Raw genomic sequence first — 20,526 nt, forward strand, 5'->3', positions numbered from 1 at the left:
AGAATCCCATAAATAGTTGTGTGGGATCATTTGGTTCATGTGGTAGGAGTAGTACGGTAGCATTACTTAAATTCTTTTTTAATGAAGGAAATTTGATAGGTGCGTAAAATAGTTCAATGCTATCTTCTTAATTTTACAAAAACACTAACCCACTGATCAACTAAAAACCCCTCATGCGATTTCTAAAAACTACTGGAAAAGTATTGCTCTTTTTGAGTCTTGCCCTGGGCCTTGGGACCTGGTATTGGCTGCGAAGTTTACGCCCTGATTATTCAACTACGCTTACCTTATCGGAGTTGAAAGCGCCCGTGGAAGTCCTGTACGACGACTACGGTGTTCCTCATATTTATGCGCAGAATGAAGAAGATATGTATCAGGCGTTCGGCTTTGTGCATGCGCAGGATCGACTGTTTCAAATGGAAGTATTGCGGCGCCTGGCGGATGGTCGCCTGGCCGAAGTATTTGGCGAAAAGGCGCTATCAAGCGACCGTTTTTTTAGAACCCTGAGTTTTCGGCAACAGGCCAAACTTACCATTGATTCCCTGTACAACACTCAGCCCGACGCCCCGTTTGTGCGAGCAGCCAAGGCGTACATGAAAGGTGTAAATCAGTATATTAAGCAGGGAAAAACACCGATAGAATTCACCTTGGCGGGAATTCCCAAAACGGAATTTACGCTCGAAGATATGGAGATTATTGTAGGCTACATGGGTTATACTTTCGTGGATGCTTTTCGGTCAGAAGCCATTGCGACCTTAATTCAGGAAAAGTACGGAACGGCTTATTTACAGGATATTATGGCCAACTGGCCCGCAGGTGAGCCCCGAATTTCCACACAGGCACAGGAGACATCCACTGCGCAGGTTACCGCCGCCCAAGCCCTGGGACACATGGCCAATCAACTGACTACTATGGAAAGTTCATTGCCCGCGCCGCCCTATCATGGTTCCAACGGCTGGGCAATTTCGGGTTCTAAAACCAAATCAGGAAAACCTATTTTATCCAACGATACGCACATTGCCTTTGCGCAGCCGTCGGTGTGGTACGAAGCGCATCTGGAATGCCCCGGCTTTCAGTTTTATGGTAGTTTTCTGGCCGGAACGCCCACCGCTGCTATGGGGCACTCGCAGCATGGCGGCTGGGGATTGACGATGTTTGAAAACGACGATGCAGATTTTTTTAGAGAAAAAATTAACCCCAAAGATTCTAATCAGGTGTGGAGCAAGGGCGGTTGGGTGCCTTTGCAGGTGCGCGAGGAAACAATCAAAGTGAAAGATCAGCCCGACCAAACGTTGCTCGTAAAGCGCTCTCCTCACGGCTTCCTGATGAATGAATCAATGGAGAATCTTGCCAAAGAAACGCAGCCTGTTGCTTTGTGGTGGGTGTATCATCAGTTTCCGAGCCATCATCTCGAAAGTTTTTATGGCCTGGCCCATGCCCGCGATGCGAGCGAAGCCGGTGCCGCTGTATCAAAATTGACGGCTCCCGGCCTGAATGTCATGTGGGCTGATACGGCTGGAAATATTGCATGGTGGGCAGCCGGCAAAATTCCGGTGCGTCCGGCACATGTCAATCCAATGCTGATTCTCGACGGTGCTTCCGGTGCGGATGATCCGCTGGGGTGGCTGGATTTTTCACAAAATCCGCAAATCCTGAATCCTGAAAGTGGCGTGTTGTTTACGGCCAACAATCAGCCCGATGATATGGGCAGCGGGCTGGTAGCGGGCTATTATGTGCCGGGCAATCGCGCCAACCGAATCGGACAGTTGTTGCTGACCGATAAAGCGGACTGGACAGAAGCCGACGTGCGGAAGGTAATCAATGATGTGACGTCACCTTCGTATGTGAAAACTTTGCAGGAAATTTTGCCGGTTATGCAGGTAGAAAAACTTTCGCCTTCGGCCAAAAATGCCCTGCAAAAGCTGAGCGCCTGGAAAGGGGAGCATTTACTAAGTTCCGTTGAGCCTACAATCTATTATAGGTTGATGTATCACGTAATGAAAAATCTCGTGCGTGACGAACTGGGTAAGGAGCTGTTTTTGGCTTTTGAACATAACACAAATTTTAAACGAAATCTGGCTGCTTTACTGGCAAACGATGCCTCGCCCTGGTGGGACAACGTGCTGACTCCCAAAACCAAAGAAACCCGAAAAGAAATACTCACGCTTTCGCTCAACGAAGCGCTCACAGACCTGGAAACACAGCTTGGCGCTGACCCCGCAACCTGGCGGTGGGAGCGCGTACACACACTGGAACATAAGCATCCGCTGGGTATTTTGCCGCTCGTAGGGCGCTTTTTTAACGTGGGTCCTTTCCCGGCGCCGGGTGGGCGGGAGACCATCAATAACCTGGATTTTTATGTAGATTCTACGGGCAATTATCCGGTGGTGTACGGCCCGGCACTCCGGCGAATTGTTGATTTTGGCAATTGGGAACAGGCCCGCAGCGTGTTGCCCACGGGGCAGTCGGGGTATTTTTTCAGTAAGCACTATGCCGATCAGGCGGAGCTTTTCGTAGAAGGCGGCTCCCGCCCGGAACGGATGAATCGGGCGGATGTTGAAAAAGTGATGCAGGGAAAGCTGGTGTTGAATCCGTAGATTTTTGACCATTAAGTCATTAAGAAAATTAAGTGCGAGTGCTTAATTTTCTTAATGACTTAATGGCTTACAAAATTTTCACCAATCTTGTTGATAAAAGTCATTGGAATAGACTGATTTTTGGTTTTACTTGTACTTTTCTAAACCTGAACCCCTTTATGAAAACATTTAACTCTCCCACAGAAAAACAGGAATACTACGCCAAACGCCGCAATCGTGGCCTTCGGGCGGCAGGACTTGGAGCGTTTGTTCTGGGCCTTGGCTTTACGTTGCAATATATTTTATACGTAAATGGTCTTTCCTTTAACAGTATTATGTACGGCATGACCCTCGTAGGCGGCGGGCTGATATTTTATGCCGCCGTTGAAATTTTGGGCTAATGCTTTCCGGCAATATCAGGATCAAAGCACGAGCTGTGTAAACAGCTGCTCAAACGTTTCGGAGGCATCTACACACAAGCCCGGATGTACCTCCGAAGTCTGGATAATGGTACTACGACGGGCTGTGAGCCACCGAAACCGGGAAGCGGGGTCAAGCCGGGCAATAGTTCCGGCAGCAGATTTGCCTTCGCAAATCTGCTCAAATGAACGCAGATGAAGGCTGATTTCGTCAAGATCAACCGAAGGGAAGGCGGCCTGCAATCGGGCGATGTCTAGCAGGTACTGAACACGTAAAAAAGATTGCCTTTTGCAGTACATCACCACGCCTATATTCAGAAATTCGCCCCGCTCGACGCGCGGCATCAGGCGCAGCACGGCATATTCAAATAAGTCCTTCTCTTGCATGCCGGGCCTGGTTTAGGAAATTTTCGGAATGAGAAATTCGGTGCATCAGAAATTGAAAATATACATCTTTCATGACGGTTGCCGGCTCGGCGTCAGGCTCCTGCGCGAGCCATTCGTCGGGTACTGTGTCCACAATCTGCCGAACTTTTTCGGGAGTCAGGAGTTGTTTCATCGCAGCATTAGCCTCATCGAGCATGGAGGCAAATGGTAGCAACACATGATCTTTAATTTGTATAAAAGGCTTTTGGGATTGTTCCTGCCAACTTTGCCAATCGTGATGAAAGTACAGCGCAGCGCCGTGATCTATGAGCCATAGCTCTTTATGCCACAGCAGCATATTTGTGTTTCGGGCCGTGCGGTCTACGTTGGTAATGAGCGCGTCGAGCCACACAATTTTGGAGGCAATCAGCGGCTCGGGCTGGTGCACGGCGGCATCGTACGTAATGGCTCCTGACAGATAATGCAAACCCAGGTTAAGACCCGTACTGGCTTTTAATAAATCCTGAATTTCTTCATCAGGTTCACTGCGACCAAAGGCCGGATCAAGCGTGGCAAATACGAGTTCTGGAATCCGCAGCCTGCCGGCACGGGCCAACTCACCGCCAATGAGCTCAGCCACAAGGGCCTTGGTGCCTTGTCCGGCGCCCCGAAATTTCAACACATACAAAAATCCGTCGTCGGCTTCGGCCAACGCGGGCAGTGAGCCACCCTCGCGCAGCGGCACCACATAGCGCGTCACCTGCACATTTCGTAGATCCAATTGCGTTTGATTCATCTGATAGGATTGATCTGCGGTTAGTTTTGTGGATTTGAAATGCCTAAATGTACGATTTGAAAATTAATTTTCGGTTAAACCAATTGGGTATTGCATCATTTTGACAAGATAGTTTTTGCCATACACTCTATTCGTTCCTCACCTTGCCAAACCAAGCATAAGCGTTAAATTTGTAGGTACAAGGCGCAGCTTCTATCGCTACATTTTAATTTTATACCTGGTAAATCCGTATTCCTTTGGCAAAGTCAGCACAGAAAGAAACACCCCTCAACAAGCAATACAATCAAATTAAGGCCAAATATCCGGGGGCGTTGCTGCTTTTTCGGGTTGGAGATTTTTATGAAACTTTCGGTGAAGATGCCATCCGGGCCTCCAAAATCCTGGGCATTGTGCTCACACGCCGAAACAATGGTGGGGCGCACGAAGAACTGGCTGGTTTTCCGCATCATTCGCTGGACAACTATTTGCCAAAACTGGTGCGAGCGGGCGAGCGGGTGGCTATTTGCGATCAGCTGGAAGATCCGGCAGCGGCCAAAGGAATCGTTAAGCGTGGAGTCACCGAGCTCGTGACGCCCGGTGTTTCTTATAATGATAACGTGCTGGATATTCGGAAGAACAACTATCTGGCTGCCGTTCATTTTGGAAAAGAAGATCAGCTTGGGCTTTCTCTGCTGGATATTTCTACGGGCGAGTTTATGGCTGCTCAGGGCAACGCGGCCTACGTTGATAAAATGCTGCAAAGTTTTTCGCCCTCAGAAGTGCTGTTTTGTAAAAAAAACAAGCAGGAATTTTTACAGCTTTTTGGGGATAAATTCCATACGTTTCAACTCGAAGACTGGTGTTTTGGAGACGATTTTGCCCACGAAAAACTTACTTCGCACTTTCAGACTACGACGCTTAAAGGATTTGGTATTGATACGCTGCCGCTCGGAATTGTGGCAGCCGGGGTCATTATTCATTACCTGCTCGAAACTGAACATCGCCAAATTGGGCACGTGAGCCGTATCACACGTCTGGAAGAAGAAAAGTACGTGTGGCTGGACCGTTTTACGATTCGAAATCTCGAATTGGTGTATCCACAGCAGGAGGGAGGCGTGCCGTTGATTCAGATTCTGGATCAGACCGTTACGCCGATGGGCGCACGGCTGTTGAGGAAGTGGGTGGTGCTGCCGCTCAAAGAAAAAATGCCCGTGGAAGAAAGGCTCAATACCGTGGAGTTATTTCTGGAAAATGAAGAACTACACGAGTCACTGACGCATCATCTCAAACAAATTGGAGACCTTGAACGGCTGATTTCGAAAGTAGCCGTGCGGCGCATTAGTCCGCGAGAGTTGGGGCAACTGAAAAAATCGTTGCAGCAATTAACGCCCGTCAAGGCTATGCTGAGTGCTCCTCCAACAGGCGAGTCGGCGGCTGGTAAAACTTCGTCGGGGGTGCTGCGCAAATATGCCGATCAGCTGAATACGTGCAGTTATTTACTTGAAAAAATTGACACCGAACTTAGGGATGATGCTCCCGTTGCCATTCATCAGGGCGGCATGATTAAGAGCGGCGTAGATGCTGAACTCGACGAGCTGCACGGCATTGCGTTTGCCGGCAAAGATTATTTGCTGAAACTCCAAAATCGGGAAACTGAAAAAACCGGAATTCCATCGCTCAAAATTGCCTTTAACAAAGTCTTTGGGTACTATCTGGAAGTTACCAATGCACACAAAAACAAGGTGCCGGTAGACTGGATACGGAAGCAGACGCTCGTTAATGCTGAACGCTACATAACTCCCGAACTCAAAGAATACGAGGAAAAAATTCTGAATGCTGAGGATAAAATTTTTGCGATTGAATTACGCATTTTTAACGATCTGGTCACCGCTGCTACCGAATACGTCGGCGCTATTCAGCAAAACGCCCGAATTGTGTCCGTGCTTGATACGTTGAGCTCGTTTGCGACCATTGCCCGAAAAAATAATTATGTAAAACCCATCATTACTGAGGGCAAAGAACTGGACATAAAGGACGGTCGCCATCCGGTCATTGAGCAGCAGTTGCCTTTGGGCGAAAGCTATGTACCCAATGATTTGTTTCTGGATAATGAAAGCCAGCAGATTATTATCATTACCGGACCAAACATGGCCGGAAAATCAGCGCTTTTGCGGCAAACGGCCCTCATTGTACTGATGGCCCAAATGGGTTGCTACGTGCCTGCCCGTGAAGCCACGATTGGTCTGGTCGATAAGGTTTTTACGCGTGTGGGCGCCAGCGATAACCTCAGCCGGGGCGAGAGTACGTTCATGGTAGAAATGACCGAAACTGCCAGTATTCTTAATAATCTGAGCGACCGAAGCCTCGTGCTGATGGATGAAATTGGCCGGGGCACGAGTACTTACGACGGGGTGTCGATTGCGTGGGCCATTGCTGAGTACCTGCACACGCATCCGAGTTTTCGGGCCAAAACGCTTTTTGCGACGCACTACCACGAGCTGAATCAGTTGGCGGAAGATTTTCCGAGAATCAAAAATTTCAATGTCGCCGTCAAGGAATCGGACAACAAAATTATTTTTCTGCGTAAGCTAAAACCCGGTGGAAGTGAGCATAGTTTCGGTATTCATGTAGCGCAAATCGCCGGTATGCCACAGCTGATCGTGCTGCGCGCAAGCGAGATTATGCAGCATTTGGAGAAAGATCATGTAACCGAAAATAAAGCGCAAAAGGTAAAGGATTTGCCCAAAAATAATTTTCAACTAAGCATTTTTGAACCGGCGGATCCCCGGCTGGAAGAACTCAAAGAAAAGCTTTCAATACTTGATGTCAATACGCTTTCGCCCATTGAAGCCCTTTTGAAGCTAAACGAATTGAAGAAAATGATTTCCTGAACGATGTGGAATCGTTTGGAGTACCAGTGAAAATTGTCACTCAAAAATCGTAACCCGGATTTATTTTTTGGTACTAAAAAAAAGAGGAGTTGTTCAGAAAATCCGACGCAACTCCTCTTTTTAAAATTTACGCTTTAAGCATTTTTTCAAAAATCTTCCTTTGGTCGATCAATGCCTGAACCTTGTCTTTGGGATCGGTGCGGCATTCGAGCAAAATCCATCCTTTGTAATTCATTTTTTTGAATAAATTCATCAATTCCTGGTAGGGATACGTCGTGTCGTCAAGTTCGCGGACGTGTACGGTATCGCCAAAACGGTCTTTTACAAGGTTAAAATTGTATTCAAGACCTTGCCCGATCAGATCTTCCTGGTTGCAGTTCCAGCAAACGGTAGAATTGCGGCTGTCGGTAAAATCCATGATGGTTTTGATATTGGGCAACTCCTGCGTTTCGTTTCCGTGCACTTCCAGCCGAATCTGCTGCCCGTAATCAGCGGCATATTTCCCGAGTTCGCCCAGCGCCCGGCCAATTTGTTCCAGCGTTTGCTGATGTGGCACACCTTTGTGAAACTGATTCGGTTTGACTTTCACCCCTGATCCGCCGATGTCGGCACTCAGTTTGATAAACTCTTTGGTGCGATCAATATTTGCTTTCAACTTGGCCGGATCTGGCGAGTCGTACTGTTCGTTGGTTCCCATACCTACAATTTTGACAGGGCTATCCGCAAACTTTTTCTTTACTTCCAGCCGCTCTGCCGCTGACAAGTTTGGCATGACCTTATGAGCATGATCCACGCGAAGTTCCACGCCACCTATGCCAGAGGCCGTACAGTTTTTGATCAGCATTGGGACATCCCAATCTTTTCCCCAAAGGTAAGTTACCAAACCCAGCTTCATTTTTGACTTTTTCAGCAGGTCGGTTTCGGCCATAGACAAACCGGGCAGAAGAGCGGCGGCCGTGAGCAGCGATAAATCCTGCAAAAACTCTTTACGATTCAGCAATTTCATGAATATTTAGGATTTAGGAAGTAGATAATTAAAGTAAAGGATGTTACAAAAGACGATGATTCTGAACTCCTTACCTTACAAAAAATCAGGCAATGCGTTCTGCATTGCCTGAATCAAAGAAAAAAAACAAAAAATTTACTCAGCCGCAAACACCCGATCCATGCGTGCACTTACATCGGCGAGCCAGGCGCGGTCGCCGCCTTTGACCTCTGCCGAAGCCCAGCCGGAGTAGCCAATTTTGGCTAGGGCTTTGTTTACGGCTGGCCAATTGCAGTCGCCGTCCATGATGTCAACTTCAAAACCTTTCCAGATGCCTTCGTCTGCCTGTTTTTTGCGGCTGTATTCCTTAATATCAAGCTTCATGATTCGCTTGCCGAGCACTTCAATCCAGTGCTCGGGCCAGCCGTAGCGCACGATATTTCCAACGTCAAAATACCAACCGACAAGCGGATGATTGATTTCGTCTACGTAACGCGCGGCTTCCATGGGGCTTAGCAGAAAATTATTCCAGACGTTTTCCAGTGCAATTTTGATCCCCGTTTTCTCGGCAGTTGGCAGCAACTTCCGAATTTCGGCCTGCGAGCGCTCGTATGCTTCCTGATAGCTAATGCCTTGATTAACCACTGCCGGCACGAGCAGTACCGTGGTGCCGCCATACATTTTGCAGTCGTTCAGAGCCGTTTTCATGGATTCTACACACAGCGCCCGAGTGGCAGGGTTAGGATCCGAAAGTGGCGATTTCCAGTGCACGGAATTGACAACACCCGGCAATTCGAGACCGGTTTTGTCGCGTGCGGCCAGAATCTCCTTAGAGTTGAACGTATGGGGAGAATCAAGTTCTACACCGTCAAACCCCAGATCTTTCAGCATTTTGAATTTATCCATAATGGACATATCTCCCTTGACCATGCCCCATTTCAGACTTTTCTTAGTCATGGGCCGTGCAGGCGTGACCGCTGCTTCTGCTGATAGACCGGAGGTGCCGAGCACTGCGGCGGAAGCAAGAATGGCAGTATTTTTTACAAAAATTCTACGATGCATGAGACGATTAGCTAAAAGGGGTAATACCAGGACGAGCGACTTCCATTGCGGGAGGTGGAGTGGCAAAGCTAATGACACCTTCGGGGCCCCATTTCTCCGTTGAATTCATGGCATCTTCCCAGGTGATTTTCTTGCCTGTATACGCCGCCATTCGACCCATAATAGCCAAAAGTGTGCTTTGCGCCATCCACTCGCCGTTATTGATTGGCGTGCTGTTTCGGATAGCCGCAAAAAGCTCGTTATGTTCGGTTTGATACATATCGTTGTTTGGGCCGCTATATTTCCAGGGATTTGCACCTTCAATTTCGTGCGTATTTCGTGCACAATTGACCAGCGCTTTGCCTTTTGTACCGAAAGTTTCAACGGCATAGCTGTTTTCGCAGTTGGTCTGTTGACGCGATATATGGAAGCCTTTGGCACCGTTCGGGTAGTCATAGGTGATGGCAAAATGGTCATAGATATGGCCGAAAAGTGCATCCGTGCGTACCTGCCGTCCGCCCGTTCCGACAGCGCTAATGGGAAGCACATCGCCCAGCGCCCACGACATCATATCGATGCTATGCACGGCCTGCTCCACAATATGGTCACCGGCAAGCCAGGTGTAATACATCCAGTTGCGCAGTTGAAACTCCATGTCAGTCCACTCGGGTTTACGGGGATATGACCATAGTGTACCTGTATTGTAGGTATTATACACGGCCATTACGTCACCTACGGAGCCATCCAGGATTTTTCCAAAACTAGCTCGTTTAGGTTCGTGAAAGCGCCAGCAAAAGCCTGATACCAGCGACAGGTTTTTCTCTTTGGCCAGTTTTGCGGCTTCCAGTACTTTTTTAATGCCGGGTGTATCAACAGCTACGGGTTTTTCACAGAAAACGTGTTTGCCTGCATTGATGGCAGCCGTAAGGTGCTCAGGCCGGAAATGCGGTGGAGTAGTCAGGATAACTACGTCCACACCAGAGTCAATCACTTTTTGGTAGGCATCAAATCCGATGAATTTGTGGCCTTCGTCAACCTTTACTTTGTCGCCGTGAACTTTGGTTAACCCTTCAAGCGAGAGGTCGAGTTTATCCCGAAAAATATCGCCGACGGCATGCAGCACCACGTTGGGGTCTGCGCTCAGGGCCTGCTTGGCTGCACCTGAGCCGCGCCCTCCGCAACCCACCAGGCCCACTTTGAGTGTTTCGCTATTGACTCCGGCAAAAGCTCTGTTAGACGTGATGATGGCTGGAAAAGCAGAACCTGCCAGGGCAACCCCGGCCAGTTTGAGAACGTCTCTGCGTGAGGTATTCATAGGTACTAAGAAATTTAGGAATTGAAAATGTGATTTAATGCATTCAATAAATGAATCAGATACTATCAATTCATTTGCTATCCAAATATGCTATTTATTTTTGAAATTTTTTTAATAAGACCTCGCTTCTTTTTGTCAGGAAGCAAAAGGAAGGATCTATTTCAAAATCGTTTTTAGTTGCCTTTGCGGTAGATTTGAAAACACATCCGGTTTAAGGTAGTTATCGTAGAGTTCAGGATTATCTGCGAAAACGATAGCTTGTTATGAAAAGCAAAAGGGCTCATTTTTCTTATGTACTCGTCACACTTCTTTTGTTGGGATGGGTGAAAAGCGTACAAGCCCAATGCCCGACTGCCCTTCCTTTTCTGGACCAATATGAACGTGGAGAGTCTTCTCTGACGTTGAGTGGATGTTTGCCTCTGACAGTAGAAGTACGGAATCAGGTACCGGAGGCAACCAACATCCGTACGGTGTTTGACTATCAGGGCGGAAATATTTCACCGCAAAATCTATCCAATGAACAGGTGTATAGATACCCAAAAACCGGAAGTTATACGCTCATTCAGCTGGTCGATAAGGAAAATAAAACGTACGTTTCCTGCCATACGGTAGAAGTTACGGATACCATTGCTCCGGTCGTGCGTGCGGTTCCCTGTGCGGATGGCGGCGTTCAACTGATTTTTGATGCCAATCAACCTACAAAATATCCAACCTATCAGGTCGATTGGGGCGATACCGAAATTAAAGGCTATCCCAGTTTTCGCAGAATTCAGTACAAATATGCGAGTCCTGCTACGTACACCATTCGGGTGCGGGGGGTGCATACACCCGGTCAATGCCGTGGGAGCATTACTCAGCTCACCTACGTGGCGCCCGAATCGCTTTCGCCGCCAGTCATAACCGAAGGGAGAGCGGCTGATGAGCAAAACATTTTGCTCTCTTACGAACACACATTACCTACCGACCTGATTCTGCTCCGTGGAAGCGCAGGGGGTACGTTTGAACCGGCAGGCAATTTACTTTCATCCAGCGAAACATCCGTTGCCACCACTATGATTCGACCCGAAGAGGTCTGTTTTCAGTTGCAGCCCGCTGATTCCTGCCTGTCAAGTTTGCGGTCAAAGGTGGTTTGCGCAGCTGAATTTGCAGCAATCGGTTCGCCCGATTCCAATACTTTAACATGGAAAATACCTGATCATTCTACGCAGGCAACGGCACGAATTGAACGGGACAATGCCTCATGGCGTATGCTTGCGGCGCCACTTTCCGAATCAGAGGCTTCCGATCAAACGTTTGTGTGCGGGCAAAACGTTTGTTATCAGCTCATTGTCTCCCAAAATGAATTTAGCTACTATTCGCCTGCGGTATGTGTACAAGTGCCAGAAGACCAATGTGTTAGTCGCCCGCCGTTTTTTATGCCCGAAGCTTTTTCGCCAAATCATGATGGAATCAACGATGCCCTGGAAATAAAAGGGGTAATAAGTCCTGAATTTGAAATCCAGATTTTTAATGCCTGGGGCACTCCGGTTTTTTATTCACGAGATCCAGCCGAAGGCTGGGATGGTACCGTTGGACAAACACCTGCTCCCGCCGGAGTGTACGCTTATTCCATTCGTTTTCTGGATCGAACTGGCAACTACGCCACTAAAAGTGGTTCGGTGCTTTTGGTTAGATAACTTCTGATGCTCAGAGTAATCCAACACAAAATTTCATGAGTCGCTGCAAATCCTCCTCTTCGGTAAACTGCACCTGATTTTGTTTCAGGTAGTCGGCAATTGCCTCTTTATGATTGGGGAAAAGTCGGAGGAAGTTCTTCTTCGTCGCAGGAAAAATAAGGTCATTCTGATCGACGAGAAAAAAGGCTCTTTTTACCGAATACACCACATCACCCCCAATGTTCAGTTTCGAAATGGAGCTATTTCCATTTGAAAAAGACGTAAAAGTTTTGATGGAAGAAACCCCCGACGACTGTCCATACGCCCCAATTTTATCAACATTTGCCACTTGAAGAGAATTGTCGACCGCAAGCTGAACGGTATGCTCGTTGGACAAAATTTTTAGAAATCCTTTTTTGCCATTGTACACATAGGTGTCATTTTGAATAGAAATTGCATGAATACTATATTCCTGATCCAGGCTCAGGGTGTCGCCTGAGGGGCTCAAAAACTGCATTTCCTGCAAGAGCATATTATAATTTAGCTTAGCCACCGGTGCCCGGCCATTTCGGTAGCGCACGATTCCGTCGCTAAATTGATCGTATGTGTATTTAAACTGAGTAAAAAGTTGATTGTCTGTTTTTCCTCCATCTTTTACCCGCATGGTTTCTTTTCGATCCTGTGCCTGTAAATTGAGCGCTAAGGCACTCATAAAGAAAAGTATATAGATAAAAATTTTCATTGGATGGATAGAAGTAAGGTGAAAATAATAAAGAATGTATGTGTATACAGAAGGTCATTCTGCACAAAAATCTACTGACAGAGATACAAAAATGCAGACAGGAGGTGAATCTTTGTGAACAAGCCCGTAGGTTTGGATGATTGGTTAATGAACGAAGAAAATACGAAAGTTTATATGAAAAAACGCATGATGGAAGAGATGGGGCGACTCTCAATTCCTGAATTTATAGCGGCCGACAAGTTTCCATATGTGTTGGTGCTTGAAAATATTCGTAGCCTGAACAACGTAGGCTCATTTTTTCGAACTGCCGATGCCTTTCGGGCCGAAACCCTCTTTTTGGGTGGCTACACGCAGGCGCCTCCGCATCGTGAAATTACGAAAAGTGCGTTGGGTGCTGAGTTGGCAGTTCCCTGGCAAAAGGCGGAGGATGTACCCATGCTATTGAAATCATTAAAGCAAGAGGGATATACGCTTGTGGCGGTTGAACAGGTCGAGGAAAGTATGCTGTTGCAGCACTTTGACCCACCGACTGGCGCAAAGTTTGCCTTTGTGTTTGGCAATGAAGTAGAGGGTGTAAGTCAGGAAGTGATTGATTTAGTGGACATTTGCCTGGAAATTCCTCAATTTGGCACCAAGCATTCGTTCAATGTTTCGGTTTCCGCCGGGATTGTCCTCTGGAAATTTGTTGAGAAAAACTTAACATAAAAATAACACAAAGCTTTTGTTTATTAGAAAAATTACGTATCTATTTGTAGATTTTTTTAATTCAAACCTCCTATCACAACATAGGACAATTATTATCTATTTTTTATGAAATCAACGACCAAAAAGCTGACTACCGAAATTGCGGAGACGCTTGAAGCAAAGCTTGAACAGCTGACTACCCAATCAAAAAAGTTGAAAAAGTCAGTTGGAAAAACAGCTGAAAAACTAGCAAAGAAAGTTAGCAAACTTGTCAAAAAAGAAGCTAAGAAAGCAGAGAAATCGACTGAAAAAGGCAAGAAAAAGGAAACCGACAAGCTTAAAAAAGAGGCAAAGAAGGCTCAGAAAAATGCCGAAAAAGCAAAGAAAAATGGCGAACGTGCAGCCGGAAAACTTGCCAAAAAAGAAGCTAAAAAAGCCGGGAACAAGAAGCCTGAACCTGTAACTACGCCAACGCCTGCCGCTGCGTCAGCTCCAAAGGCTGCTGCTCCTGCTGCCAAACCGGCCGCCCCAGCTGCTAAACCGGCAACAACTGCTGCCAAACCCCGTCCGGCTGCTCCCAAAAAAGCAGCGCCAGCCAAGCCTGCTGCATCTGCGCCAAAAGCAACCGAAGAAACACCCGCCAAAGGGTAATTGTCGATTTCAAAGCAAGGTTGCCGTACCCTTTTGCAGAAGAAACTCCACCTGAGGCACCTGATAATATTCTGTAATTTTCGGGCAAATGACTATCTGAAATTCAGAATCATTTGCCCGATTTATAGTACATGTCAGAACTTTTTCCTTCTCTATCCTTGAAACATTCCCTCGCTATTTTTTGGCTTCGGCTATGTCTTGCAACAACGCTCATTCAGGCGCCGCTTGTGTATGGACAGGTATATAACTCTTTGGTTGTCAGTGAAATACTTTCTGATCCAACGCCCGTTAGAAACCTTCCCAATGCAGAGTATATCGAGCTTTATAATCGAACGACACGGGCTATTTCACTAAAAAACTGGACGATTCAGGTAGGAGAGCGGCGTAGCCTTTTACCGGAGGTTTCCATTTCAGCCGGCGCGTATCTTCTACTGTGCGCCCCGGCGGATACCAGTATTTTCCAAACGTTTGGTCCGACGGCTGGGGTAAGTCGTTTTTTATTGCCAAATTCCGGTGCCACACTTTCGCTTTTTAATGAAAAAAACACGCTAGTATTTTCATTAACCTATGCCGAGCAGTGGTGGCCGGCTGCCATGCGTGGCGGCTACGCCCTGGAAATGGTTGATTCGGAAAATCCCTGTGGGCAGTTGAGCAACTGGAAGGTGTCAACACATCCCGACGGTGGAACTCCCGGCAGACCCAATGCGGTTGCTGCCACGAATGCTGACCGGAGTCCGCCTGTTGCCGAGCGCGTGGAGGTGTTGAGCGCACGAAATTTTGCCGTGACTTTTAATGAAAGATTGGATAGTTTGCAATTGGGAGATTTTGCGTTTGAGGGACGGGAAATAAGCCATATACTGCTTGAATCTCCGTCATTTTCTACCATTTTTCTTGAAATTGTTTCTCCTCTCAATCCCGGACAAGCGTATCAACTGACGCTACAAAATGCAGCCGATTGTGCAGGCAATTACGCACGTGAAACGACCCTAACCGTTGGATTGCCTCAGCTGGCAGATTCCGGTGACGTAGTACTCAACGAAATCTTATTTGATCCCCGTCCGGGTGGAGTTGATTTTGTTGAAATCTATAACCAAACTTCAAAATTCATTAACTTAAAAAATTGGTCCATTGGAAATTTGAATCAGGGCATACCGTCTTCCTTTCGGGTCATCACGACAAGAAACGTACTTTTACTTCCGTATCAATTTCTGGCTTTAACCATTGATCCTGAAAAGGTCGCTGCTGAATATCCGACGGAACATTCTCGAAATTTTCTAAAATTAGCCTCCATGCCTGCTTTCCCTGACAAAAGTGGTGGTGTGGTACTTCGTGATTCGCAGGAAACTATTTTTGACCATTTTGCTTACGAAGCATCCTTTCATTCGCCATTCCTGCGAGATGCTGAGGGCGTTTCCCTCGAACGCCTTTTTCCAGAAAAACCTGCCTCGGAGCGTAGCAACTGGCAGTCGGCGGCCTCCGTTGTTGGCTATGCAACCCCCGGCTACGGAAATTCTCAACGCATTTCTGATCAGCCCGTTGAAGATTTTTTTGTCGAACCTGAGGCTTTTACTCCCAATGGAGATGGAAATGACGACATAGCCATAATTCGGTACTCGCTTCCGGTTTCTGGGCAAATTGGCAGCATAAGGATTTACGATGTACAGGGAAGGTTGATTCGCTACCTGATTAATAATCAATGGATTGGGAGTGAAGGTAACGTTCAGTGGGACGGTTCTGATGATCAGGGACGTCCCGTTCGGACAGGTTACTATCTGATTTTGATCGAGACATTTGATGCACAGGGAAATCAGCGACAGTTTAAAAAGCGAGTAGCAGTGGTGCACCCCTGATATTCTCAGACTGTTCAGAAAATACCCGAAAATTCAAGAAATAGCCAGGAATTTACGTTAAACTAATCAGGCTTTTTATATAATTTAAACTAAACACAAGATCAAATTTTAAGGCACTTTGATAAATAGCCTTTGGCATAGAAATGGCTAGTTCTTATCTTAGTGTCCTAATCTTCTGCCCTCCTGGCTCGCTCTTATACTATCCGTCGTGGGAAATTTTGAGTAACCTGTATTCACATTCATTTTTTATACTCAGGTATGAAGCTAGTTCAGGCCGAAATTTACATTTTGAAAGAACTTCAAAAAAATCTTTCATCGTCGTTATACTATCATAGCCTTGCTCATGTGTTGGATGTATCGGACTCGGCCATACGTATAGCCCTATCCGAAGGCATTACAGATCCGCATTCGTTGGCGCTTCTCCGAACGGCTGCTCTTTTTCATGATGCGGGATTTATGGTCACGTATGATGGTCACGAAGATCAGGGATGTCAAATTGTTCATGAAATATTGCCAGCCTATGAGTATTCAACGCATGATATTCAAGCAGTTTGTGGCATGATTCAGGCGACAAAGATTCCTCAAACACCCAAAAATCATCTGGAAGAAATCATCTGCGATGCCGATTTGGATTACCTCGGACGCGACGATTTCTCTATCATTGCTGATCAACTTTTTCTGGAATTGAAAGAGCGGGCAATTGTCCCTAATAAAGAAACGTGGGATTTGATTCAGGTGCGTTTTATGGAAAATCATCGCTATTGGACTGTTACTTCACTAACAGATAGAGCGCCTCGTAAGCAGCAGCATTTAGAAAAACTTCGGCACAGTGTGCAGCTACAAAACAAGTCCTGATCTTGGGGTAAAATTGTAAAAAAATGCGTATAAGGTTGTTTTATAACCCTATACGCATGATAATGAATTCTATAAAGATTACTTTATGATTACTTTGAAGGGCCAGTTACTCGCCGGGTTTTTCCGGAAAAGTTGGTAACATCAATTGATTTTACACGGGCGGGCAATGCCAATTGCCGGGACGATTGCGACAGGAAAGAGGCACCGTAGTAAAGCTCGTGCTTTCTGACGGTTCCGTCCGTAAAGTGAAGCAAGGCCGATGCATCAGAAAGTTTAAGAGAAAGCCATGTCAAAGGCTCTTCTATACGTCCGATCGCCTGTACTTTTCCCCGGTTTTGAGTCGCTACAAGCAGCCGCTGTCCTTTGGCTCCGGGCAGTTGAACCAAAGCTTTGGCATTTCCAGGAACATAAAAACCGCTTTGTGTATGCAGAACAGCCCTGAATGAACCCTTTCCGTCTCCTTTTAGTAGCAGACCGTTGGAAGCGTCAAAACGGCCCACACTTACTTCATTTCCAAAATCGTTGGCAACCAATAGTACATCCAAATAACCATCTCCATCAAAGTCGTCGGCGAGCATTCCGTTGATGGGCGCTACCTGCGCAAGTGTTGGCAAGGGACTTAGTTTGAATTTGCCTTGCCCCAGATTTTCTAAATAGGCCGATTGTAAATAGTTAGCTTCCAGGCGAATAGCTTTTTCTCGCTGTTCCTCAGGAAAAAGATTTTCGAAAGTTGCTTTGGCAAAATCATCATATTTTTGGTAGCGCGCCCTCATCGGAATCAACTGCTTGATCATATCTTCCCGGCCATGAAATGGCACAAGTTCTTTGCGGCCTTCCTCAGTAGGATAGTACACCATCGGAATAGCATCAAAACTGCCATCCTGATTAAAATCATCCGCCAGGATAGTCAGGGGCGTGGTATCTGTGGTCCGCATGATTGTATTCAATCCAAGATTTCCTACCACATAATCAATGTCGCCATCGTTGTCAAAATCGCCTCCCACGATACTATTCCAAAACCCTTTGTAAGCACTGAGGTATGTATTCAGCGCAGCGTCAGGCGTCAGTTTTCCCTGTTTATTTTGAAAAACTTTCAGCGGCATCCACTCGCCGGCCACAATTAAATCCACCGCTCCGTCCTGATTGTAGTCCGTCCAAAGTGCATCGCAAATCAGTCCGGCTTGTGCCAGTTCGGGTGCAAGTTGAGCGGTAGCATCGACAAAGCGCACCTTGCCGGGCGTGGATTCATTGAGTAAGATAGTACTGCCAACTGAGCGCGGATAGTGCTCAGGATCAACCCGCCCGCCAACGAACAGATCAAGGTCGCCATCCTGATCAATATCGGCCGCTCGTACACAAGACGTGCTGAGAGCTGCCAAAGGCAAAGCTTCTGGCGCAGCAGTAAATTTCCCGGTTCCATCATTCAGATACAACCGATCCTGATAACTTGCATGCCCACGCGGATGTTCGTTACTTCCGCTTGCAATATACAGGTCATTGTCTCCGTCGCCATCTGCATCAAACAGCAGCACACCCATATCTTCCGACTCTTTATCAGAGCCTTCGTTCCCGGGAAGAAGATCGGCAAGAGAGAAAGTGCCGTCGGGTTTTTGAATAAAAAATCGACCTTTGTGTTGTCGGGAGCCGCCTATAAAAATATCTTCCAAACCATCGCCATTGATGTCCGCCGTGGCTAGTGCCGGTGGATATTGCGAAAGTTTATGTGGTAAAAGTTTTTGTCCGTTGAAGTCAATAAACTCCGGTTCTTCATGCATCCAATCAATCTTTAAAACGTCGGTCAGATTTTGAAAGAGTGTTGGAGCAACATGCGGAATTGATACATTTTGGGTAGCATCCTGCTGCCGAACGATTAGTTTTTGATTCACAGAGACATTCCGCAGCACTTGTTGCTTTCGATTGGGCCAAATAATTCGTACGCTATCGATTCTATTGGCTTCACCCAATCCAAAATGTGCAATCGGCTCTACCGTTGAAAGATAGCCTCGATAGGGTGAATGCTCGTAGGCAAGAGTAGCTCCATTTTTATAAAAAACATCAACCCGTGCGCCAAGTCCTTGCAGATTTGGTGAGGTACCCTGAAAGGCAATCCGAAGAAAATTATTCTTATTTCCTGCCTTTTCCATCAGGTTATTTTTGTATACAAAGGCTGAATCATTGATATTATTTACTACCAAATCAAGATCACCATCGCCATCCAAATCTCCATAGGCAGCGCCGTTAGAAAAAGAAGTTTCGGTGAATCCCCAGATTTCCGACACATTTTGGAAGGTCAAATCCCCTTTATTCTGGAACGCATAATTCCTGATTTTAACCGTCGGGATTTGATTTACGAGGTAATCCCAGGTAGCAATTGAACCACTCTGCTGCCGGAATTGAGCAAAATCGCGGTCCGTTACATCCCGGGGGAAACCATTGGTAACGATCAGGTCGCGCCAGCCATCGTTGTTAAAATCTGCAAGCATAGGAGTCCAGCTCCAATCTGTTTCGGCCACATCAGCCAGCATGCCGAGTTCGGAATATATTGGCTCGTTTGTGCCGGGTTTGTTGCCCATATTGATCTGCATGGTATTCCGTACATACTCATACATAAAGCCATAGAGATCGTTGTTGAGATAGCCCTGATAGCTATTTGGGGGCATTAATTTCTTTTTGCGGGTATTGTCGCGGGGAAGCATATCGAGAACCACCACGTCCATCAGTCCATCGTTATTGATGTCGGCAACGTCGTTACCCATTGCGGAGTTGCTCGTATGTTTGAAGTAACTTTGGGCACGGTCGGTAAAGGTGCCATCACCGTTATTGATATACAGGAGGTCGTTTGACAGGTAGTCGTTGGTGACATAAATATCTTTAAATCCATCCTGATTGAAGTCGGTGATGTTAATTCCTAACCCATATCCTTCGGTCTGAATTCCGGCTTCTTTGGAAACGTTGGTGTAGACAGGATGCCCGGCCAATGAGTCCCAATCGCAACGGTACAGCCGGTCAGTGGTGATAGACGAGCCATCGTGTCTTTTAGCACGATAGAGATTGGGATATTCTTCAATGGTATCAATTAAAATGTACAGGTCAAGATCGCCGTCGTTGTCGTAATCAAAAAAAGCGGCCTGCATGGAATGTCCTGTGTCGGCTACGCCATATTCGGCTGCCATTTCTTTGAAGGTAGGCACACCTTCGGCAGTATTTCCCTGATTGATAAAAAGTAAATTCCTGCGTTCTGCTTCGGTTTTGAAGGTTGTAGCCGACAAATAAATATCCATTCGTCCGTCGGCATTAATATCGACAAGGCTTACACCGGAGCACCACCTGCCGAGGTTGCCGATCCCGGCTTCTTTACTAATGTCCGTAAACTTCATGCCGCCTTTATTCAGAAAAATCCGGCTATCCACCTGATTTCCGGAAAAAATAATATCCGGCAAACTATCACCGTTCATGTCTGCGATACCTACGCCACCCCCGTTATAGATATATTCAAAATCAATGATATTCATGGTGTCGTTTTCAGAAATCCGGTTGGCAAAGGTGATTCCGGTTTCGGAGGCAGGCAGCAGCGTAAAAAGTGTTTTTTCGCGACAAGAGGCAAGAAAAAAAGCAAGAACAGCTACTAAGACGAGTGTACTCGAGCGCATGGAAAAATGCTTTAATGAAAAATTATGAACTACAAATATATTCAAAAAGGCAAGCCATATGGCTTGCCTTT

15 protein-coding genes are annotated in these 20,526 nt (G+C 46.6%); 8 read left to right on the plus strand and 7 right to left on the minus strand.

The features are described 5' to 3' along the window. Window positions 1-173: 173 nt before the first annotated feature. Both EZE20_RS17975 and EZE20_RS17980 read left to right on the plus strand, forming a co-directional pair. A complete protein-coding gene (locus EZE20_RS17975) occupies window positions 174-2,597 on the plus strand; it encodes a penicillin acylase family protein (protein ID WP_132120245.1) in 2,424 nt (807 codons plus the stop codon). A 158-nt stretch (window positions 2,598-2,755) separates the two neighbouring features. Beyond that, window positions 2,756-2,977 carry a hypothetical protein gene (locus EZE20_RS17980; protein ID WP_132120247.1) on the plus strand — a complete coding sequence of 74 codons (222 nt, stop codon included), beginning with the start codon at window positions 2,756-2,758 and terminating at the stop codon, window positions 2,975-2,977. Between the two features lie 21 nt (window positions 2,978-2,998). On the opposite strand, the gene EZE20_RS17985 is transcribed toward EZE20_RS17980, so the two are convergent. Together EZE20_RS17985 and EZE20_RS17990 are read right to left on the minus strand one after the other, a co-directional pair. Next, window positions 2,999-3,382, minus strand: coding sequence for a DUF3037 domain-containing protein (locus tag EZE20_RS17985; RefSeq protein ID WP_132120249.1), 384 nt, complete (start codon window positions 3,380-3,382; stop codon window positions 2,999-3,001). Continuing rightward, entirely contained in the window at window positions 3,360-4,157 is a 798-nt protein-coding gene (locus EZE20_RS17990; RefSeq protein WP_132120251.1) for a HipA family kinase, read from the minus strand. The genes EZE20_RS17985 and EZE20_RS17990 overlap by 23 nt, the downstream gene beginning before the upstream one ends. A gap of 230 nt (window positions 4,158-4,387) precedes the next feature. Here EZE20_RS17990 and mutS point away from each other — a divergent pair, with 230 nt between their 5' ends. Continuing rightward, a complete protein-coding gene (gene mutS, locus EZE20_RS17995) occupies window positions 4,388-7,027 on the plus strand; it encodes a DNA mismatch repair protein MutS (RefSeq protein ID WP_394345659.1) in 2,640 nt (879 codons plus the stop codon). A gap of 127 nt (window positions 7,028-7,154) precedes the next feature. On the opposite strand, the gene EZE20_RS18000 is transcribed toward mutS, so the two are convergent. From EZE20_RS18000 to EZE20_RS18010, 3 genes are all read right to left on the minus strand, one after another. After that, window positions 7,155-8,033, minus strand: a complete 879-nt coding sequence (locus EZE20_RS18000) for a sugar phosphate isomerase/epimerase family protein (RefSeq protein ID WP_132120255.1) — start codon at window positions 8,031-8,033, stop codon at window positions 7,155-7,157. A 135-nt stretch (window positions 8,034-8,168) separates the two neighbouring features. Further along, a complete protein-coding gene (locus EZE20_RS18005) occupies window positions 8,169-9,074 on the minus strand; it encodes a sugar phosphate isomerase/epimerase family protein (RefSeq protein WP_132120257.1) in 906 nt (301 codons plus the stop codon). Window positions 9,075-9,081: 7 nt separating this feature from the next. Further along, the gene (locus EZE20_RS18010; RefSeq protein ID WP_228713867.1) at window positions 9,082-10,368 is read right to left on the minus strand and encodes a Gfo/Idh/MocA family protein; all 1,287 of its coding nucleotides are present in this window, start codon (window positions 10,366-10,368) and stop codon (window positions 9,082-9,084) included. Window positions 10,369-10,631: 263 nt separating this feature from the next. On the opposite strand from EZE20_RS18010, the gene EZE20_RS18015 reads away from it, so the two are divergent. Further along, the gene (locus EZE20_RS18015; protein WP_132120259.1) at window positions 10,632-12,044 is read left to right on the plus strand and encodes a gliding motility-associated C-terminal domain-containing protein; all 1,413 of its coding nucleotides are present in this window, start codon (window positions 10,632-10,634) and stop codon (window positions 12,042-12,044) included. A 10-nt stretch (window positions 12,045-12,054) separates the two neighbouring features. On the opposite strand, the gene EZE20_RS18020 is transcribed toward EZE20_RS18015, so the two are convergent. After that, entirely contained in the window at window positions 12,055-12,765 is a 711-nt protein-coding gene (locus EZE20_RS18020; protein WP_132120261.1) for a hypothetical protein, read from the minus strand. Between the two features lie 174 nt (window positions 12,766-12,939). Between EZE20_RS18020 and EZE20_RS18025 the strand changes: the two genes are divergently transcribed. The 4 genes from EZE20_RS18025 to EZE20_RS18040 all read left to right on the plus strand — a co-directional run bounded on the left by EZE20_RS18025 (window position 12,940) and on the right by EZE20_RS18040 (window position 16,805). Further along, window positions 12,940-13,470 (plus strand): TrmH family RNA methyltransferase, encoded by a 531-nt coding sequence (locus tag EZE20_RS18025; protein ID WP_132120263.1) that lies wholly within the window; start codon window positions 12,940-12,942, stop codon window positions 13,468-13,470. Between the two features lie 105 nt (window positions 13,471-13,575). Then, on the plus strand, window positions 13,576-14,100 hold the full coding sequence (locus EZE20_RS24110) for a hypothetical protein (protein WP_165933516.1): 525 nt from the start codon (window positions 13,576-13,578) through the stop codon (window positions 14,098-14,100). Window positions 14,101-14,258: 158 nt separating this feature from the next. Next, a complete protein-coding gene (locus tag EZE20_RS18035) occupies window positions 14,259-15,950 on the plus strand; it encodes a lamin tail domain-containing protein (RefSeq protein ID WP_165933517.1) in 1,692 nt (563 codons plus the stop codon). Between the two features lie 258 nt (window positions 15,951-16,208). Next, a complete protein-coding gene (locus tag EZE20_RS18040; RefSeq protein WP_132120269.1) occupies window positions 16,209-16,805 on the plus strand; it encodes an HD domain-containing protein in 597 nt (198 codons plus the stop codon). A gap of 89 nt (window positions 16,806-16,894) precedes the next feature. On the opposite strand, the gene EZE20_RS18045 is transcribed toward EZE20_RS18040, so the two are convergent. Next, complete coding sequence (locus EZE20_RS18045; RefSeq protein ID WP_132120271.1) at window positions 16,895-20,455, minus strand: VCBS repeat-containing protein; 3,561 nt, start codon at window positions 20,453-20,455, stop codon at window positions 16,895-16,897. Window positions 20,456-20,526 lie beyond the last annotated feature (71 nt).

This window comes from Arundinibacter roseus (assembly GCF_004348825.1).
GTDB lineage: Bacteria > Bacteroidota > Bacteroidia > Cytophagales > Spirosomataceae > Arundinibacter > Arundinibacter roseus.